Below are 18,014 nucleotides of genomic sequence, written 5' to 3'. Positions count from 1 at the left end.
TGCTCGCGCCGCTCGGAATGGCCGAGCTCGACGATATCCAGATTGCAGTCCTTCAACATCACCGGCGAAATCTCGCCGGTCCATGCGCCTTCGTCGGCCCAATGCATGTTCTGGGCCCCGACCTTGACGGACGTCTCCTTTAACATCGCCTTAACCTCACGCGCCGCCGTGAAGGCAGGAATGACGAAGCGCTGGACACGCGGGTCGCCTTCCGGGTCGGCAAGCAGCCCGCCGGCGAAGGCACGCGCCTCGGCAAGCGTCTTGTTCATTTTCCAACTCGTGCCAATCCAGATTTGGGACTTGTGTGTCATTGATCAGTTCCCTGGCGGCAGCGAGCCAAATGCGGGCGAGAGCGGCATGGTGCTGTCAATCGCCGAGACCATCACGGATGGCCGAGAAATAGCGGTCGGTTCCGACCTGCCCGCCCTTCAGCGCGACTTCCAACCCGTCGATCGCCGCGATGCTGGAATGGGCGACGCAGAGCGGCGAGCCAGGCGACGCGGGCAGAGGCATGCGCACGGTCAGCGCGTCGACGCCCATCTGGCCGAGCGCGTGGCTGGAGGTGTCGCCGCCGGCAATAATCACTCGCTTCAACTGGTGCTCGACGGTCAAGGCTCGAAGCAGTTCGCCGAGCCCGCGACCGAGTTTGTGGCGTGCGCCTTCCTGCCGGTCGATCTCGGCGCCGCGATCGGCAGTCGGGCCAAGCGCCGTGTAGAGGATGACGCTGCGTCCGGCCGCGAGACCGGCCTTGCCGGCTGCCGCCGCGCGCGCGATCGCCGTGTCGGAACGCTCCGAGACAAGCTCAACCGGGTCGACCTCGATGCCGTCGAAGCCGTCGCTCATCGCATGGCGGATCTGCCGTTCGGTCGTCGGCGAGCAACTGCCCGACACGACCGCGATGCGGTCGGCCGCTCCAGGGAGCGGGAAGCCCGTGCTTGCCCCTGCATTCTCCTGCCATTCAGACAGCAGCGCATATTCGATGCCGGAGGAACCGACGACAAAATATCCGCCCGGCTTGCGGGCGCGCCAAATCTCTTTGCCGGCCAGCGCCTGGCTTTCGGGGCTGTCGACATCGATAAGTAGGATCGCGGAATCGGCGGCCAGCCTATCGAAGGCGGCAGCCCGACCGCCCGAGCGCAGCGTCGCCAGGTCGAGCAATTCAGACGGAAGGTTCGTCTGGCGCGACAGATGCACCAGAAGATCGGATTCGGCCATCGGCGTCGCCGGATGGCGGCTCATCACCGGGTGGCGGTCGATGCGGTAGTATTTGTCCCGATAGGCCGCGAAGAGATGGCCGAACGCGGTGTAGCGCTTGAGCTGCGGGGCGCCGACCACCAGCGGCACGCAGTCCTGCGCGAACACCGCGCGGCCGATTTCGATCGCCCGGCCGATGCTGCCGATCGTCGGGCTGGAATCGAAGGTCGAGCAAACCTTGTAGTGGCAGATATCGGCATGCAGCGTCTTCAGCCAGGTAAATGCGTCCTCCAGATGGGCGTCCATCCATTGCGGGGACTCGCTGCGGCTGGTGCCGGCAAGACCGACGGCGCGGCAATGCGCGAAACGCGCAAGCAGGCCGGCATCCGGCTTGCGCATGAAAAGCACGGTCGGCACGCCGCCGAGTTCGAGCGCTTCCATGACGTCAGTCGAGCCGGTGAGGTCGTCGCCATAATAGCTGAGAAGCAGGTTCTGCATGCCTAGGCCGCCTTGCCGTCGGCGAATTTCTCGATCGAGCGCGCCAGCTCGACGTGGGTTTTGGCGAAGTCTTCGAGCGGAACACCCTCGACCGCCGCTTGCCAGGCCTGGAGCACGGCGCGCACGCCGGCGCCCGGCCCGTCTGGATGGCTGACGATGCCGCCGCCGCACAGGTAAAGCAGGTCGATCGTGCGCCCTGTGCGCCGATAGGTCTCCGGCGCTTGTCCGCCCCACTGACCGGAGCAGGCCACGGGCAGCGCACAGTCCTCTGGCGAAAACATCGGCGTCGTCACCGCTTCGAAAGAGCGGATGAAAGAGTCGTCCGGCTCCCAGTATTTGGACGCAATGCCATTGATCTGGAACTGGTCGACGCCGAGCAACCGCCAGAATTGCTGCCAGACCTTGAAATCCATGCCGAGGCCGGGATGGCGGGTTAGGATGTCCCAGCCGTTGCGGTGCGCGTGTAGCACCAGGCCCGAGCGCTTCCTGAGATAAGCCATGCCGCCGAAACCGATGGAATTGATGTTGACCACGGCGCAATTGCCGCCGGCATTGAGCACCATGTCGTGGTTGCGCATCATTTCGTCCGGATCGGCATGCGAGATGCCGAAGGCATACATCACCTTCTTGCCTGTCTTCTGCTCGTGGTCGAGGATCAGCGGCATGATGGCCTTCACCCGCTCCGCCAGCGGAGAATAGGCCGGGCTCATCAGCTTCTCGTCATCCTTGATGAAGTCGACGCCGGCCTCGATCAGTTCGCCCACCATCGCGGCCGTCTCCTGAGGCCTGAGGCCGAGCGCCGGCTTGACGATGGTGCCGATGATCGGGCGGCCCTCGACGCCGGTCAGCCTGCGGCTGCCCGCGACACCGAATTGCGGGCCGGGATGGGCGCCTCGGTATTGTTCCGGCAGCTTCATGTCGACCACCCGGATGCCGGACAAGCCCCTGATCGAGTAGGTGCCGCCGATGGCAATCGTCATCAGCGCCGCAAGGTCGGTGCCGATCGCATCGACAGGAAAGGCGATGTCGACATCGGCGCGTCTGAAGGGACCGCCGCCGGTGACGGGAATGGAAGGCTGCTCGGCATCGGGCAGGTATCGAATGGCCAGCACACGCGCCGCGACACGCGCCTTCAGCTCCTCGGTCTCGCCGGGAAGCGCAACGAACGTGCCAGTCGACTGATCACTGGCCATCTTTGCCGCCAGCGCCTCAATGCTTCCCGAGGTTTCGATCCGGTAAGTGAGAGTGATCATCGCAGCTGCTCAGTCGAAAGGCAGAAAGTGAATTCCCTGCACGCGAAATCTGGTATAATGAGTACATGAGCATTGCAAGCAATATCCGCTGTGCTGGGCACCACGCCAAAGACGACGGCCATTCCGGGAATTGCGGCCGCAGTGCTAGATTGGGACTGGGTCAAAGGAGTGATTCGCGGCAATGAACCGTTCGGAGCCGATCGTCCGGCGCAAGCTTTCCGATGAAGTCTTTGTCAGGCTGAAGCGCCTCATCACCAGCGGCGAGTTGCAGCCGGGCGATGACATGCCGTCCGAGCGCGAGCTGATGGAGCGCTTCGAGGTCGGCCGGCCGGCGATCCGCGAGGCGATGCAGGCGCTGAGCAATATGGGCCTGGTCGCAATCTCGCATGGCGAGCGCGCCAAGGTGCTACAGCTCACCGCCAAATCGATCATCAAGCAGGTCGACGGCGCCGCCAAGATCATCCTTTCGTCTTCGAAGGACACGCTGGAGCATTTGAAGAGCGCGCGCATCTTCTTCGAACGCGGCATGGTCAGAGAAGCGGCGGAGAGGGCCACCCCCGAGGACGTGCAACGGCTCAGGGAAACACTCGCCGAGCAGCGTGCCGCGCGTGGCGATGCCGAGGCGTTCATCTCCGCCGACATGCGGTTCCATACCCAGATCGCGGCGATCTCGGGCAATCCGATCTATGTCGCGGTCAGCGAGGCGATGCTCGGCTGGCTGAAGGAATACCACACGGAAATGCTGATCTGGACCGGCAAGGAAAAGTTCACGCTGACCGAACACGAAGAGATCATCGGCCGTATCGAAAAGAAGGACGCCGAAGGCGCCGAGAAGGCGATGATCAAGCACCTCGAACGCTCGCGCGCCCTCTACGTGATGAACTCCGAGAAATAACTTCGCTCAGCCGATCCTGGCCATGCCGTAGGCCGGCATAGTCAGGCGCCCCGAAGTCGCGCCAGGACCAGGCTCGCGCACACCCGCGCCGTCCCAGATCGCAACCGAACGTACTGCCTCGCCAACCAGCTTCGAGACGTCGACGGGCACGTCGTGCGCCGTGAGGTTTGACAGACAGGCTGTGACGGCGCCAGCCGACGAGCGGCCCGCCAGCACGGCCACGCGATCGTCGCTGATCCGTACGGATAAATGCGTATGCCCGGCCAGGGCGGCGAGGCCTTGCACCGCGTGGAAGATCGGCCGCGGCGTTCCTTCCTCGGCTGGTTCGCTGGCTGCCGCCAGTAGGCCGAACGGTCCCGTGAAGCCGGAGAGCGTCAGCATCTCAAGCCCGGCCGGCGCCACGCGCGCGGCATAGCCGATCGTCCAGGCGGCGGCGAACAGGCCGGCATGGCGGGGATCGCGGTTGGCCATCGCGATGCGCTGGTGGTCTGGGTTGTTCTTGGTCGCGCCGCCATAGGGGTTCTGCCGCATGGCGATCGTCGAGGGTCCGATGCGATAAGGCTTTGCGCCGTAGATCGCCCGCGTCGAGCGGATGATGAAAGGCAGCGCCTCCAGGGATTGCATGACGCTGAGATCGTCCGCCGCGTGCACGATTGGACAGGTGCAATGGGTGATGAAGTCGAGCGCGCCGGCCGGAACGCGCTTGCGGTTGAGCTCGGTGAAATAGCTGAACATGCCGCCGCCAAGGCGAATGTCGGGGAAGGCGCGGCGCGCGGCCGCGTAGACGTCCTCGAGCGGTGGGCAGACCGGCCACACGCTGCCGGGCGGCGTCGACTGCCGGTCGACCGACGGCGAAACCGCGATGGCGTCGAGCCGCAGGCCGGCTCGGCGCACCATGTCGGCGACGCCGGAGAGTTCAGTGTCGAGATCGCCGGAGCAGGCGACCACGCATTCAAGCGTCGTAGCAGCCTTGTATGCGGCGGCGAGGCTGGCATGGGCCCGCAAGGTATCCAGGCCGTGGCCGCGGGTCGGATCGTGGTGGAAGAGAAGCTGCTGCGCGCCAAGCGTGGACAGCAGCGGCAGTTTGGCCAAAGCCGTCTCGACATCTTCCGGATAAATCACCACGCCGATATCGGGCAGCTTCGCTCCGGCCTCGCCTAGCTCGATGCGGACAGGCTCGGCGCCGGTCACCGCCACAGCTGCCTCGGCGCTGCCGGTGATGCGCAGGCTGATGGTCTGTCGCACCGGCTGGCCAGCCGGAAGCACATAGGGCCACGGCAGTTCCAGCGGCCGAACATAGGTCTTGTAGGAAGCGTCCGACCAGTTGCGCTGGTCTTCCATCTCGAAAACGTCGCCCTCCATCCGGCACTCGGCGCTGACGCCGGGAGCGACCTGATGGGTGATGGCGCGCATGTCCTTGAAGGGCTGCCAGGGTTCGATCAGCAGCGGCAGTTCCGTATCCACCACCCGGCCATCAGTGTGCTCGACCTTGACCCGACTGCCGGCGAGACCGGCGATCGGATGCAAGATGCAAAAGCCGCAGCGATTGGTCTCGAAATCGCTTTCAGGCAGCGCGCTCACATCGAAGACGAGGCGGCCGGCGGCATGGCCCTCGATCGTGGCGGTGAAGCCGAGTCGGCTCCCGCCCGGCCCCTCGCAGTTTGCCGAGTAGCGCACCGAGAAACTGTCATCGCTCTGCTCTATGACAAGATCCGTCAGCGCCGGCTCATAGGTGCCCCAGTCGCGGTCGCGCACGATATAGGCGACGGCGCGCAGCACCACGATGTTGCCATGGCGGATGGTGCGCAGATTGCCGTTGACGAAATCGGCGCTGAGTGGCCCGGCTATAAGCCGGACCGGCTCGGCTTCGAGCGCGCGCGTGCCATAGAGGAGGAACGGATCGGCGGTCATTTGAGCAGGCCTTCGATCCGCACCGGCTGCCTGCTGGCGGCACCGGCATAGGCGGCTTCGACCAGGGCGAATGTCTTGAGATTGTCGGCGCCGGACGTCGCCGGCTCCTTGGCCCTCGTCAGGCAGTCCACCCAGTGCTTCTGGATCGCCACGACGCTTTCCTGGATGTTGTGCCACGGGCGCGACGCCCAGGGGAGCAGCGGTGGCGACACATCGCTGATCTTGGTTCCGCCCTTGCCGGTGACTGTGAGCTGGTAGCCTTGCGCCAACCTGATCGTGCCCTCGCTGCCGTCGATTTCGATCAGCGTTTCGGGAAACGGCTCGGTCGCAAGCTTCGTCGCATAGCTGCAATCGACCACCGACGTTGCGCCGCCCTCATGGTCCATCAGCATCGTTGCCACGTCCTCGCCGGCGATGGCGGGGTTGATGCGCGTGGTGCGCGCGGTCAGGCTCGACACGTCGCCCAGCAGAAAGCGGGCGATATCGAGGATGTGGATGCCGAGATCTTCGATGATGAAGCGCTTGCTCGTCGCCAGGTAAGGCTGGCCGGAAAATACGTCATAGGCCGAACGAAACGAGATGCGGCCGAAGAAGGGCGTGCCGATCTCGCCGCTGTCGAGCACGGCGCGCACCGCCTGGATCGGCGACTGCCAGCGGAAATTCTCGTGAACCATCAGCGGCACGCCGGCGTCGGCGCAGGCCTTCACCATCGCCTTGGCGTCGGCAAGCGTCGGCGCGAAGGGTTTTTGGCAGATCACGGGGACATGGTTGACAGCAGCCATCTCGACCAGCGGCCGATGGCTCCCGACGGTGGTGGCGATATCGACGAACTCGAGCGTCTCGCCGGCAAACATTTCAGCCGCATCGCTATAGCGCCGCGCTATACCGAATTGGTCGCCGACGATCCTGAGCCGCTCCGGATCGCGGTCGCAAATGGCGACGATCGAGGCGCCGTCGATGTCGCGCCAGCCATGCATTTGGTTGACAGCGAAGAAGCCGCAGCCAATCAGCGCTCCACGCAATTCCGTCATATCAGCCCACCTTCGCCATCTGCATCAGCGCCACGCGGCTCTGCAGCCGGCGCTGCGCCTGGTCGACGACCACCGCGACGATGATGACGAGGCCCTTGATCACCATCTGCCAGAACGAGCTCACCCCCATCATCACCAGCCCGTCGGAGAGAATGCCGATGACGAAGGCGCCTACAATGGTGCCGCCGATCGTGCCGCGCCCGCCCGACATCGAGGTGCCGCCGAGCACCGCCGCCGCGATGGCGTTGAGCTCGAAGCTCTCGCCCGTCGCCGGGTGCGATGCCATCAGCTCAGACGAAATGATAAGACCAACGATTGCCGCGCAGAAGCCGGAGAACATGTAGACGAACATCTTGACCATGTTGACCCGCACGCCCGAGATTCGCGCCGCGCGCTCATTGCCACCCACAGCGAAGATGTGGCGGCCGAGCGGCGTGAAGCGGGCGAGATAGGCGGCTCCTAGCGCCACCACGACCAGGATCCAGATCGAGACCGGCAGGCCGAGCAATTTGCCGGCGCCGAGATAGCCGAAGCCGGTGGTGCCGAGCTCCGGTTTGCCGACCAGGTTGGGGAAGGTGCGGCCGTCCGACGACAAAAGCGCCAGGCCGCGCGCGACATAGAGCGTGCCGAGCGTGGCGATGAAGGGCGCGACATTCAGCCTGGTTATCAGCAGTCCGTTAACGGCCCCGATCACGACGCCAACCAAAAGCGTGATGAGCGCGATCTCGACGACGTTGAAATAGACCGTGTAGCCGATCTGCAGGTCTATGCCATTGAGCACGAGGTAGCCGGCGACCATGCCGCACAGGCCGACGATCGAGCCGACTGAAAGATCGATGCCGCCGGTTATGATGACGAAGGTCATGCCCATGGCAAGGAAGGCGTTGAGCGCGACGTGCTTCGCCATCAGGATCAGATTGGCGGCCGAGAGAAAATTTGGCGCCGCGATCGAGAAGAACACCAGCACAGCGAGCAGCGCGATGAACGTCCGCAGCTTCATCAGCGTCAGGAGAACGGAGCCGCTGGATGCGAAGGGGGCGGGCGCCTTGGCCGAAACGTCAGTCATTGGCGTTGTTCTCCGTGTTCGGGCTGGGGTCCATGGCCAAGCGCCGATGCGGCGACGATCGCCGCCTCCGTCGCCTCGGCGCGATCGAACATGCCCGTCAGTTTTCCATTGCTCATCACCGCGATGCGGTCCGACAGCGCCATCACCTCATCGAGGTCGGAGGTGGCGAAGAGGATGCCGAGCCCATCGCGCGAAAGCTTGCGCATGGTACGGAACACATCGGCCTTGGCGCCGACGTCGATGCCGCGGCTGGGCTCGTCCATCAGAAGCACCTTCGGACTGGTGAGCAGCGCCTTGCCGATCACCACCTTCTGCTGGTTGCCGCCGGACAGCGACGATACCTCCTGCGCTGGATCGGCAACCTTGATCGCCAGCTCGCGCACCATCTGCGCTACGGCCTGCTTTTCGGCGCGGCCACGGATGTGGAACAGGCTTACGAAGCGCGACAGGCTCGCCAGCGTCAGATTGCTGGCGACGGAGAGGATCGACACCAGGCCCTCGCGCTGGCGGTCTTCCGGGATCAGCGCCAGGCCGCGCTGGATGCGCCGGGTCGTGTCGCGCTCCCTGACCTGCTTCCCGTCGATGAAGATCCTGCCGCTCGCCTGGCCGTGGCGGCCCATGATGCAGTCGAACAGCTCGCTGCGCCCAGCGCCCATCAGGCCATAGATGCCGAGAATCTCGCCGGCGCGCAAGGAGAGGGAGACGTGATCGACGGCAAGGCCGCCCGTGACGCGCGGCAGGCAGATCTCTTCGGCGCGGAAGACCTCATCGCCGGGCCGATGGCTGTCGGCCTTGGCGAAATCCTTGGCGTCCGAGCCGATCATCTGCCGTACGATCCACTGCGTGTCGACGTTGCGCATCTCTTCCTGGCCGGTGATGCGGCCATCGCGCAATACGGTGATGTAGTCGCCGATGCGGATCAGCTCTTCCAGCCGGTGCGAGATGTAGACGATGGCCACGCCGCGCGCTTTGAGATCGGCAACGACCTTGAATAGGATCTCGACCTCGGCCGCGCTCAGCGCCGAGGTCGGCTCGTCCATGATCAGGATGCGCGCGTCGAGCGAAACCGCCTTGGCGATTTCGACAAGCTGCTGCTGGCCGATGCGCAGGTCCTCGACGAGCATGTCAGGCCGGATGCCGGCTTCGAGCTGTTCGAGGAATTCAGCGGCGCGTCGCTGCTGTTCCTTGTGGTCAATCTTGTAGAAGCGGTTGGTGAGCTCTCGCGTGGCGAAGATGTTCTCAGCGACCGAGAGATTGCCGAACAGGTTCAGTTCCTGGAACACCATGCCGATGCCGTGGCTCACGGCGTCGCCCGAAGACGAGAAGGAGACCTCGTTGCCGTCGAGCAGGATGCGGCCGGCGGTCGGCTGCTCGACGCCGGCGATGATCTTCATCAGCGTCGACTTGCCGGCGCCGTTCTCGCCGACCAGCACGTTGACTGCGCCCTTGCGCACCTCGAAGTTCGCGTGCTTGACCGCGACGGTGCCGGCATAGACTTTCGAGATATCCTCCAGCTTGAGGATGACGTCGTGACCGGGCGAGGCTCTCATGGCTTCGGCCCGATCTCGGCCTCCGCCGGGGTCACCAGCGGCAGGTCCTGGCCGCCTTCGATCGTGTAGGCGCCGAGCACCTTCACTGTCCGGCCCTCTAGCCCGTCACGCGGCAGCTTGGACAGCACGGTCTTGTCGGCATAGGCGTTGAAGGCCTTGCCGAACTGCGCGAAATCGATCTGGTTCGTGAAATCGTTGAACTGCACGAAGTCCAGACTGTCGCGCAGCGCCGTTCCGCGCATCGCCGGCCCGATCTGCACCCGCGCATCCGCCTTGCTGTCGCCATCGACGTCGATATCAATGCTTGCCGCGCGCGACTGCGTGTTGGCGGCAACGATCTTGCCTTCGACGCGCACGGCGAAGGTCCATGGCGAGTTCGCCTGTTTCTTCGGATTGCCGTATTTCGCGCCGGCAGCGGCGGAGTCGGTCTTTGCCAGCGCATGGACCTCGGCGAACGGGCCTGCCTTCTGCTGCAGATAGGGAATGACCTTCGAGGCCCAGATATCTTCGACCATCTTGTCGGGATTGAAGGCGGAGCTGCCGGCGCTATCGCCACCTTGCGCGGACGGTGTCGGCAGGATCTTGCAGGCGCTGAGGCCGACGGCGGCGGTGAGCGCAAGGATCAGCCAACTCTGCTTGGTCATGGCAATCAAGGATACCCGAAAGTGAAATGGAGGCGAGGGACGAACGAGCGTTCGCCCCTCGCAGCTTGCATCGCGCCGGCTCAGTTCTTGAGCGCGAAGGTCTCCAGCTTGGCAGCATTGTCGCCATTGATCAGGACGCAGTCCATGAGCTGCTTTTCCTTCTCCGGCGACTTCTTGTTCTTGATGTAGTCGTTGGCCTGTTCGACGGCCATCTGGGCCTGGGCAAAAGCCGGCTGCAGCACGGTCGCCTTGATGCCACCGGAGGTGATGGAGTCGCGCACGTCATTCGAGCCGTCGAAACCGACGACGATTACGTCCTTGCGGCCGGCGGCGGCGAGCGCCGCATAGGCGCCCATGGCCATCGTGTCGTTGCCGGAGATCACACCCTTGATGTTGGGATTGGCCTGCAGGATCGACTCCATCTTGGAATAGGCCTCCGTCTGGCTCCAGTTGGCAGACTGCTGCGCGACCATCTTCAGGTCCGGATAATCGTCGATCACGTCGTGATAGCCCTTGGAGCGGATGCCGGCATTGGTGTCGGACTCCTTGCCGACCAGTTCGACATAGTTGCCCTTCTCGCCCATCAGCTTGACGAATTCCTGCGCGCCGAGCTGCGCGCCCTGGTAGTTGTTGGAGACGATCTGCGCCACGGCGACGCCCGTCGCGTTGATCTCGCGATCGATCAGGAAGGAGGGCACGCCGGCGTCCTTAGCCTTCTGAACGGCGGCGACGGTCGCGTCGGCACCGGCGTTGTCGAGGATGATCGCCTTGGCGCCGCGGCCGATCGCCGTATCGATCAGCTGTGACTGCTTGTTGGCGTCGTCGTCATGGACCAGCACCAGAGCGTCGTAGCCAAGCTCCTTGGCTTTGGCTTCGGCGCCGACGGCCTCCGCCTTGAAGAACGGATTGTCGTGCGAAGGGGTGATGATGGCGATCAGGTCCGCCGCATAGGCGGGCATCGCCGTGCCGATGGCCAGCATGCCGGCGAAAGCCGCCAGCGTCATTCTGCGAGTGAGTTTCATTGAAGTCCTCCCATTGAAAAGCTCTGCCTCGATCGAGACAAAGGTCTGCATCTGAATTCGCCAGGCAGCGCTTGCCGCGTGCTGCCCGGGACCGAAAGCCCTTTGCCGGCTTCCCCGAACCCTGCTGCCGTCCCCGCCGTCAACCTCCCGCGTCCCGGCCTCGATTTCAGCGAAGCGTCATCGATCCGAGCCGGAGACAGCTAAAGCCAACTGGTATAATGAGTCAACCACAAATTCAGGTGACATCTATCCGCTGAGCTGCTCGTCACCATGCCTTCCGCCGTTGGATGGGTAGAAGCGGGGCTGCGATCAAGTAATGCGCTGGATGCTGGCGGCGATCTCCTCCGGCTCGAAGACACGCTTCCAGTCGTCGCGCATCAGCGCCGGCTTGCCGAACTCGATCGCCTTGTTGCAGGCGTCCGAGAACACGCCCTTGGTCTCACCGAAGATGACGGCGCCGAGCACGTTCATATGGCCGAGCAGGAAATCGAGCGCCGCCTGCCGGTCGACGCCGCGCGCCACGACCTCGTCGAGCGCTTCCTTCATAACGACGAGCAGCGAGGCGCAGACCGTCTCGGAGAGGCCCGGTTCGAGCAGCGCCATCTGCTCGACGGTGACGCGGTGCGAGCGCATCACTGGCGCCCAGATGATCTGGGCGATCTTTTCGCCCTTGGCGTAGTCCTCTTCCGGCCCCTGCATCAAGGCGCTGACGAAATGCTGCTTGGCCTTTACGCCGCCGAAGAAGTCCTTCTTGGCCGCCATATCGGTTTCGTCGTTGAAGATCGGCGGATGGCAGGGATGCGTGACGAAGTAGGTCAGGTCCGGACGCTTCGGCAGATGGCCGGCAAAGGGCGCCGCGGCATCGAGCACGATCACCATCGTCCCCGGCGCGAGTTTGCTCTCGATGCCGGCCGCGACCTTGCCGATATGTGTGTCGGGAACCGCCAGGATCACCACCTCGGCGCCCTTGAGCGCCTCATCGACGCCGATCGTATCGATGCCAAGGCCTGTCTTGAGCCGCTCCTTGCCGGCTTCGCTGATCTCGACATGGCGGATCGTGTAGGGCGAACCGCGGAAATTGGTCGACAGGCGGTAGCCCATTTTGCCGCCGGCACCGAATAGCGCGATCGTTGTCATCTAACCTGCTCCTGATGTTCAGACGACGGAACCATGCCAATCGTCATCTTATATACTGGTATGATCACCCTACCAAGGCTTGGCAAGAGAAATCGTTTGTTGTCGGTCCATCATTTCGGCCGGGCTTGCACCGCCTGGACGTCCGTTCTCTCTGTCGGGTTCTTGCCGGCGTCCGCAAGGTCGGCGGATGCACGCCTCGCCAAGGCCTGACGGCCGGCAAGCGCCAGCACGAAGATGACGACGATGCCCTGCACGATGTCCTGCGCGCCCGGAGGCAGGCCGACGATCTGCATGGTGGTGACGATGAGAATGAGCAGGATGCTAGCGAAGAGAGTGCCCAAAGCCGTCGCCGAGCCGCCGAAGATCAGCGTTCCGCCAAGCACCACGGCGGCGATCGACTGCAGGAGATAAGGCTGGCCCATTTCGAGGAATGCGCCGCCGATATAGGCGCCGAGCAGCAGCCCGTCGAGCGACGCCAGCACCGAAGAAATGATGAAGGCCGATGCGATAACCGGACCGTTGCGGATGCCGGCGAGCCGTGCCGCGGCGCGGTTCTGGCCGACTGCCGACAGCAACTGCCCGAACACGGTGCGGCGCAGCACAAGGGACGACGCCGTCACACCGATGACGGCTATGATGGCCATGATCGGCACGCCGGAAATGCGCCCCGTCGCCAGTTCCTTCAGCGCCGGGCTGACGGCGAAGCCTGGTAACGCCTTGTTCGACAACAGCGTTGCCGTCGCCAGCACATAGCCGGTCGCCAATGTCGCGATGATCGCCGGGATGCCAAGTCCGACGACGAGCAGCGAATTGAGCGCGCCGACGGCAAGGCCAAGCAGGATGGCGGCGACCACGCCGATGGCCAGGTTGGCGTCCTGACCCTTGACGGTGAGCAGCGCGACGAAGGCACTGAGCGTGATCACCGAGGCGACCGACAGGTCGATGTTGCCGCGCCCGGTGGTTACCACAAACATCTGGCCGATGCCGACGACCGTCAGGAAGGATGCCGACAAAATGACGCCGGACAGGCTGGACAGGCTGAAGCGGTTGGTGACGACGGAAAGCACCAGCCACAAAAGCAGCACGCCGATCGCCGCCCAGATCCAGCGGTTCCGCTGCGCCCAGATACTGAAGCCGGCGAGTGCGTTCATTGCTCGCTCCTGTGATCTGCGGTCAGGCTGCGCAGCGTGAGCAGCGCGATCAGGATCAACCCTTGCGAGGCAGCGTTGTAATCGCTGCTGACGCTGAGCGTGCCGAGCAGCGCGCCGATCAGCGACAGCGTCACGGCGCCGGCGACGGCGCCGATCGGCGAGATGATGCCGCCGAGAAGCGAGCAACCGCCCATCACCACGGCGGCAACGCTGAGCAAGGTGTAGGAATTGCCGGAATTGATGTCGCTTGCCGTGTTGATGGCCGTCAGCGACAGCCCGGCAGCGGCGGCGAACAATCCAGCGATGAGATAGCGCACCAGCGCGTAACGCGTCGGCGACCATCCCGAGCGGATCATCGCCGCGGGATTGTTGCCGAAGCCGCGCAGCACCACGCCGAGCGGCAGCCGGTCGATGACGAGCACGATTAGTGCCACGGCCGCGATCAGGATGACCGAGGTCGGCACGAAGCCCAACGACCAGCCGAAAAGGGCGGACAGCCAATCCGGACTGGCGCCGCCGGGGGTCGGCTGCAGCGCATAGCCTATCCCAACCCAGATGAAGGACGCGCCCAGCGTGACGACGATGGCCGGGATCTTGCGCGCCTGGATGACGCCGCCAAGCCCCGCATAGGCGGCGAGCGCGGCCACCAGCGCCAGCGCGCCGAGCCATGGCTGGTCGTAGAGCAGCGTGGCGCTGATCACGCTGACCAGCCCGGCGAAGGCGCCGACGCCGAGGTCAATCTCTGAGCCGCCGACGATGAACATCTGCGCTGCCGTCACCAGCACCAGCGACAGCGCCGGCATCAGCAGAAGGTCGAGCCCGAACGTCGAAGCGACCGCCGGATTGATCGCGATCATGATGGCGAGCACGGCGGCAAGCCCGATGAAAGGCGCCGCGTTGACCAGGCGTCGCCCAAATCCAGCGATGGCGGTCCGTTTGTGTCCGGTGCCGGCGGCCTTGTCTTCCGGCTGCGCGAAGGAGGCGCCGACGATCGCCGATTCCGTGATCGCGTCGCCAGCCAACTCGCTGACGATCCGGCCCCCTGAAAAAACCAGCACCCGGTCGCAGGCCAGCAGTTCGGCGTCCTCCGTCGTGTGCCAGACCAGCGCGCGGCCGCCGCGCGCCACCTCGTTGCACAACCGGTAGAAATCCTGCTTGGTGGCGATGTCGACGCCGCGCGTCGGATCGTCGAGCAGGATGATCGGCGTGTCCGCGACCAGCGCGCGTGCGACCAGCGCCTTCTGCTGGTTGCCGCCACTGAGCTCCGTGATGTTGGACTGGAAGCGATTGTCGTCGAGCCGCAGGCGGGCGGCTGCGTCCTTGGCGATATCGTGGCTGGCACGGTCGGAAACGACGCCCAGCGCCGGGCGGCGGGCAACCGCCCCGATGCCGATGTTGCCGAGCACGCTCCAGAGCGGGAACACGCCTTCCTTCTGCCGGTCGCCGGCGATGAAGCCGGCTTGCGCATGCCTGACCACTGCGTGCTGCTTGCGGTCCGGGTTGAAGATGGCGTGCAGCAACTCCTTCTGGCCGCTGCCTTCGAGACCGGCCAGCCCGACGATCTCGCCGCGCACGATCTCGATATCGCGGCCGAGCCCGGCCGTCAGCGGCCCGGAGAGCCGAACCAGCACATCGTTTGAGGATGCGGCGGACACAGTGTGCTGGTGGACCGGATTGGCATCGCCGCCCATCAGTTGTACAAGCTTGCCGATCGAGGCGTCGGCGGCATGGCCTTGCCATGCGGTTCGGCCGTTTCGCAGCACCACCACCTCGGTGGCGATGTCGATGATCTCCTGCAGCTTGTGGCTGATGAAAATAAAGGCGAGACCGGCTCTCGCTCTTTCACGAACAAAGGCCCTCAGCTGCTTCGAGCGATCGAGGTCGAGCGACGACGTCGGCTCATCGAGCACGATGAGCTTGACACCGGGTATCGCCGCTGCGCGTGCGATCTCCACCATCTGTCGTTCGGCGATGGTGAGGTGTCCGACCTCGGCGTCGGCATCGATGCCGTTGCCGGGAAAAACAGCATCGAGCGCCACGCGGGCGCGGGTGCGGTAGAGCGCGCGCCAGCCAGGCCGGCTCGCCGAGTCGCCTGGCGTTTCCAGGAAAAAGTTCTCAGCAACGGACAGGTTGGCGCAGAGCGACAGCTCCTGGTGCACCATGCGGATGCCGCGCCGCTGCGCTTCGCCGGTGTTGTATCCGGTGAAGGCCACCTCCTCGCCGGCAAAGGAGATCGAGCCGAGCGTCGGCCACATCGCGCCGCACAGGATGCGCATCAGCGTCGATTTTCCGGCGCCATTGCCGCCGACCAGCCCGATCACATCGCCCGCGCAGACGGTAAGGTCAATTCCTGCATTGGCGAGCGTCGGTCCAAAGCTCTTGGTGATCCCGGTGAGCGAAACGACATTTGGCCGGGCAGGAACCGCATGCGTGGGTGATGCCGCGCCATCCTGATCGGCAATGGCAAGGTGGGACATTCGTCCTCCGTTTTTCTTCAACGGCTCGATCGGGCGTAGCCTTCGCTAGCGCCCGATCGAAGTCAGCTGACAGCCTTACTTGCTGAGCAGGTGCTGCTTGACCCAGTCCAGCGAATAGCTCGGGCTGATGATCTGGCCGCCCGGCAGCTTGGCGTATTCCTTGAGGTTGCTGGCGTCGACAGTCGCCACCGGCATGATCATCAGCTTGGGTGCCTTGCCCCCCTTAAGCAACGAGTAGCCGAGCCAGAAGGCGGCGCCGCCAATGCCCGGCGTGGTGTTCATCGACACGGTCTGATAGCCGTTCTTCGCATTTTCCTCGGCCCACCATTTGACGAAATCGGTGCCGCCGCCGCCTTCAATGATCGGCATCTTGTTCTTGTAATCGCCGCCATACTGGACGAAGGCCTGGGCGATGCCGACGTCGTCGCTGCCGCCCTGGCCGAGCACGGCATCGACATGCGGCAGGGAAGGCAGGACATTGGCGATTGCCGCCTGCGCCACGGAGGCCGTTGCCTGGCCATAGACGGTGGCCACCACCTTGATGTCAGGATACTTGGTCAGCACCGACTGCTGTGCGTTGAACATGTCGTTGTCGGGCGCCGAACCCTTCACGCCGCGCACTTGAATGACGTTTCCCTTGCCGCCGAGCATCTTGAAGACGGCTTCGGCCTGGGCCGCCTTGTAGCCCTTGAAGTCGAAATTGAGCTGGTAGTTGCACGGCGCCGAAGCGACGGAATCGAAGGAGATCACGATGATGCCGGCCTTGCAGGCCTTCTCGATGACGCCGTTCACGGCGGTCTCGGACGCGGCATCGACGGCCAGCACATCGACCTTCTTCAGGATCAGTTCCGCGATCTGGCTGTTCTGCTGTGCGACCGAACCATCGCCGTTCATGATGATGTAGTCGGCGATCTGGCCGGCGGCTTTCGCTTCCTTGGCCGAAGCCTCGAAGGCTTCCACCATTTGATGCCGCCAGGTGTTGCCGTAATAGGCGTTGGCCAACGCGATGACCGGCTTATCCGGGGACGCCATCGCCGGCAGCGCCGCAACGCTGGTGAGCGCGGCGCTGGCAAGCGCCGCCACTATTGCAAACTTCATGATACTTCCTCCCAAATTGTACCGCCAACACGGTTGGCCTGCTTGTACTTCCTTGTGGCGTCCTCCCAAAGACACCATACCATCCACATGTTATACCAGCATACCTCCGCTGCGCAAGCCGGTCCCGGAAACTCCCCCGCTTTGCGTCGACGGAGCGAAGCTTGGCCTGCGCTGCCAACTGCTCCGGCGCACGTCCTCAGTCATTCGCCACCGGCGCGCCCATAGACCGACGTTAGGTCATCATATATGTAATGTCAATTGAAGGACTTGGCCTTGTTTCCAGCAGCGACTCAGGGCCGATATGCGAAGAATGATCGCGGAGGGCGCATGGAGCCGGTCCAGAAGAAGAAGTTGTATGTGGAGGTGCTTGACCGCCTGATGGCGGCGATCTCGACGTCCGAGTTTCCGCCCGGCTCTCAATTGCCGTCGGAAAAAGAATTGATGACGATGATCGGCGTGGGGCGCCCTTCGATCCGGGAGGCGATGCTGACGCTCCAGCAGATGGGACTTATCAAGATCTCCCACGGAGAACGCGCGCGCGTGATCAATCCGACGCCCGAGGTGATCGTCGACCAGGTCTCCGCGGCGATGATCATGATGTTGGCGACTAACTCTCGTGGTCTGGAAGAGCTCAAGGAGGTCAGACTCTTGCTGGAAACAGGCCTTGTCCGGATTGCTACACGCCGGGCCACGGCCAAAAACCTGGAACGACTCGCCGAGACGCTACGCACGTTGCGGGATGCAAAGGGCGATCAGCCCCGATTTGTAGCTGCCGACATGGAGTTCCACGCGGTCATTGCGGAAATGAGTGGCAACTCCATGATCGCGGCGGTGGCGAAGGGAATGCTCGAATGGTTGTCTCGGTTCAAGCGGGACCTTGTGGCGGTAAAAGGTGCCGAGCGCCTAACGATCGAGGAACACGAACGAATCTATAAAGCGATCGCCAGCGGCGATCCGGAAGGCGCGAGCGTTGCCATGGCCGAGCATATTGGTCGGGCCAACGAACTCTATTCGAAACTGGCCGTCGATGGCACTGGGTGAAAATCTAGCTCGGCAAAAAATTTTTGCGCTCGACAAGTCATATGAT

The 18,014-nt window shown here is 64.0% G+C and carries 15 protein-coding genes; 2 read left to right on the top strand and 13 right to left on the bottom strand.

Annotation, left to right across the window (positions count from 1 at the left end):
• From P9273_RS27420 to oiaX, 3 genes are all read right to left on the bottom strand, one after another.
• A partial coding sequence (locus P9273_RS27420) for a triose-phosphate isomerase (protein ID WP_278051558.1) occupies positions 1-311 on the bottom strand: 311 nt, incomplete at its 3' end.
• Between the two features lie 55 nt (positions 312-366).
• Positions 367-1,692 (bottom strand): four-carbon acid sugar kinase family protein, encoded by a 1,326-nt coding sequence (locus P9273_RS27415; protein ID WP_278051557.1) that lies wholly within the window; start codon positions 1,690-1,692, stop codon positions 367-369.
• 2 nt (positions 1,693-1,694) lie between these two features.
• Positions 1,695-2,945 (bottom strand): 3-oxo-isoapionate-4-phosphate decarboxylase OiaX, encoded by a 1,251-nt coding sequence (gene oiaX, locus P9273_RS27410; RefSeq protein WP_278051556.1) that lies wholly within the window; start codon positions 2,943-2,945, stop codon positions 1,695-1,697.
• Between the two features lie 181 nt (positions 2,946-3,126).
• Here oiaX and P9273_RS27405 point away from each other — a divergent pair, with 181 nt between their 5' ends.
• Positions 3,127-3,840: a transcriptional regulator NanR gene (locus P9273_RS27405; protein ID WP_278051555.1), complete on the top strand. Its 714-nt coding sequence runs from the start codon at positions 3,127-3,129 to the stop codon at positions 3,838-3,840.
• 6 nt (positions 3,841-3,846) lie between these two features.
• Here the strand turns inward: P9273_RS27405 and apnL are convergent, their stop codons facing one another.
• From apnL to P9273_RS27355, 10 genes are all read right to left on the bottom strand, one after another.
• The gene (gene apnL, locus P9273_RS27400; RefSeq protein WP_278051554.1) at positions 3,847-5,751 is read right to left on the bottom strand and encodes a D-apionate lactonase; all 1,905 of its coding nucleotides are present in this window, start codon (positions 5,749-5,751) and stop codon (positions 3,847-3,849) included.
• Complete coding sequence (locus P9273_RS27395; RefSeq protein WP_278051553.1) at positions 5,748-6,782, bottom strand: Gfo/Idh/MocA family protein; 1,035 nt, start codon at positions 6,780-6,782, stop codon at positions 5,748-5,750. Before P9273_RS27395 ends, apnL begins: the two co-directional genes overlap by 4 nt.
• 1 nt (position 6,783) lies before the next feature.
• Positions 6,784-7,848: an ABC transporter permease gene (locus tag P9273_RS27390; RefSeq protein WP_278051552.1), complete on the bottom strand. Its 1,065-nt coding sequence runs from the start codon at positions 7,846-7,848 to the stop codon at positions 6,784-6,786.
• The gene (locus P9273_RS27385) at positions 7,845-9,398 is read right to left on the bottom strand and encodes a sugar ABC transporter ATP-binding protein (RefSeq protein ID WP_278051551.1); all 1,554 of its coding nucleotides are present in this window, start codon (positions 9,396-9,398) and stop codon (positions 7,845-7,847) included. The genes P9273_RS27390 and P9273_RS27385 overlap by 4 nt, the downstream gene beginning before the upstream one ends.
• Positions 9,395-10,042: a DUF2291 family protein gene (locus tag P9273_RS27380; RefSeq protein WP_278051550.1), complete on the bottom strand. Its 648-nt coding sequence runs from the start codon at positions 10,040-10,042 to the stop codon at positions 9,395-9,397. The genes P9273_RS27385 and P9273_RS27380 overlap by 4 nt, the downstream gene beginning before the upstream one ends.
• Before the next feature lie 80 nt (positions 10,043-10,122).
• Positions 10,123-11,064 (bottom strand): D-ribose ABC transporter substrate-binding protein, encoded by a 942-nt coding sequence (locus P9273_RS27375; RefSeq protein ID WP_278051549.1) that lies wholly within the window; start codon positions 11,062-11,064, stop codon positions 10,123-10,125.
• A 309-nt stretch (positions 11,065-11,373) separates the two neighbouring features.
• Positions 11,374-12,201 carry a phosphogluconate dehydrogenase C-terminal domain-containing protein gene (locus P9273_RS27370; protein ID WP_278051548.1) on the bottom strand — a complete coding sequence of 276 codons (828 nt, stop codon included), beginning with the start codon at positions 12,199-12,201 and terminating at the stop codon, positions 11,374-11,376.
• A 110-nt stretch (positions 12,202-12,311) separates the two neighbouring features.
• The gene (locus tag P9273_RS27365; RefSeq protein WP_278051547.1) at positions 12,312-13,352 is read right to left on the bottom strand and encodes an ABC transporter permease; all 1,041 of its coding nucleotides are present in this window, start codon (positions 13,350-13,352) and stop codon (positions 12,312-12,314) included.
• The gene (locus P9273_RS27360; protein ID WP_278051546.1) at positions 13,349-15,829 is read right to left on the bottom strand and encodes an ATP-binding cassette domain-containing protein; all 2,481 of its coding nucleotides are present in this window, start codon (positions 15,827-15,829) and stop codon (positions 13,349-13,351) included. The genes P9273_RS27365 and P9273_RS27360 overlap by 4 nt, the downstream gene beginning before the upstream one ends.
• A 75-nt stretch (positions 15,830-15,904) precedes the next feature.
• Entirely contained in the window at positions 15,905-16,927 is a 1,023-nt protein-coding gene (locus P9273_RS27355; protein WP_278051545.1) for an ABC transporter substrate-binding protein, read from the bottom strand.
• A gap of 327 nt (positions 16,928-17,254) precedes the next feature.
• Between P9273_RS27355 and nanR the strand changes: the two genes are divergently transcribed.
• Positions 17,255-17,968 (top strand): transcriptional regulator NanR, encoded by a 714-nt coding sequence (gene nanR, locus P9273_RS27350; RefSeq protein WP_278051544.1) that lies wholly within the window; start codon positions 17,255-17,257, stop codon positions 17,966-17,968.
• Positions 17,969-18,014: the final 46 nt, after the last annotated feature.

The organism is Mesorhizobium sp. WSM4935, assembly GCF_029625735.1.
Taxonomy (GTDB): Bacteria; Pseudomonadota; Alphaproteobacteria; order Rhizobiales; family Rhizobiaceae; genus Mesorhizobium.
This window is presented reverse-complemented; position numbering and strand designations above follow the sequence as displayed.

Coding starts and splice junctions, on each gene's coding strand:
- P9273_RS27405 (WP_278051555.1), top strand. CDS start 3,127: ATGAACCGTTCGGAGCCGATCGTCCGGCGCAAGCTTTCCGATGAAGTC.
- P9273_RS27380 (WP_278051550.1), bottom strand. CDS start 10,042: ATGACCAAGCAGAGTTGGCTGATCCTTGCGCTCACCGCCGCCGTCGGC.
- nanR (WP_278051544.1), top strand. CDS start 17,255: ATGGAGCCGGTCCAGAAGAAGAAGTTGTATGTGGAGGTGCTTGACCGC.
- P9273_RS27395 (WP_278051553.1), bottom strand. CDS start 6,782: ATGACGGAATTGCGTGGAGCGCTGATTGGCTGCGGCTTCTTCGCTGTC.
- P9273_RS27370 (WP_278051548.1), bottom strand. CDS start 12,201: ATGACAACGATCGCGCTATTCGGTGCCGGCGGCAAAATGGGCTACCGC.
- P9273_RS27355 (WP_278051545.1), bottom strand. CDS start 16,927: ATGAAGTTTGCAATAGTGGCGGCGCTTGCCAGCGCCGCGCTCACCAGC.
- oiaX (WP_278051556.1), bottom strand. CDS start 2,945: ATGATCACTCTCACTTACCGGATCGAAACCTCGGGAAGCATTGAGGCG.
- apnL (WP_278051554.1), bottom strand. CDS start 5,751: ATGACCGCCGATCCGTTCCTCCTCTATGGCACGCGCGCGCTCGAAGCC.
- P9273_RS27390 (WP_278051552.1), bottom strand. CDS start 7,848: ATGACTGACGTTTCGGCCAAGGCGCCCGCCCCCTTCGCATCCAGCGGC.
- P9273_RS27415 (WP_278051557.1), bottom strand. CDS start 1,692: ATGCAGAACCTGCTTCTCAGCTATTATGGCGACGACCTCACCGGCTCG.
- P9273_RS27375 (WP_278051549.1), bottom strand. CDS start 11,064: ATGAAACTCACTCGCAGAATGACGCTGGCGGCTTTCGCCGGCATGCTG.
- P9273_RS27385 (WP_278051551.1), bottom strand. CDS start 9,398: ATGAGAGCCTCGCCCGGTCACGACGTCATCCTCAAGCTGGAGGATATC.
- P9273_RS27360 (WP_278051546.1), bottom strand. CDS start 15,829: ATGTCCCACCTTGCCATTGCCGATCAGGATGGCGCGGCATCACCCACG.
- P9273_RS27365 (WP_278051547.1), bottom strand. CDS start 13,352: ATGAACGCACTCGCCGGCTTCAGTATCTGGGCGCAGCGGAACCGCTGG.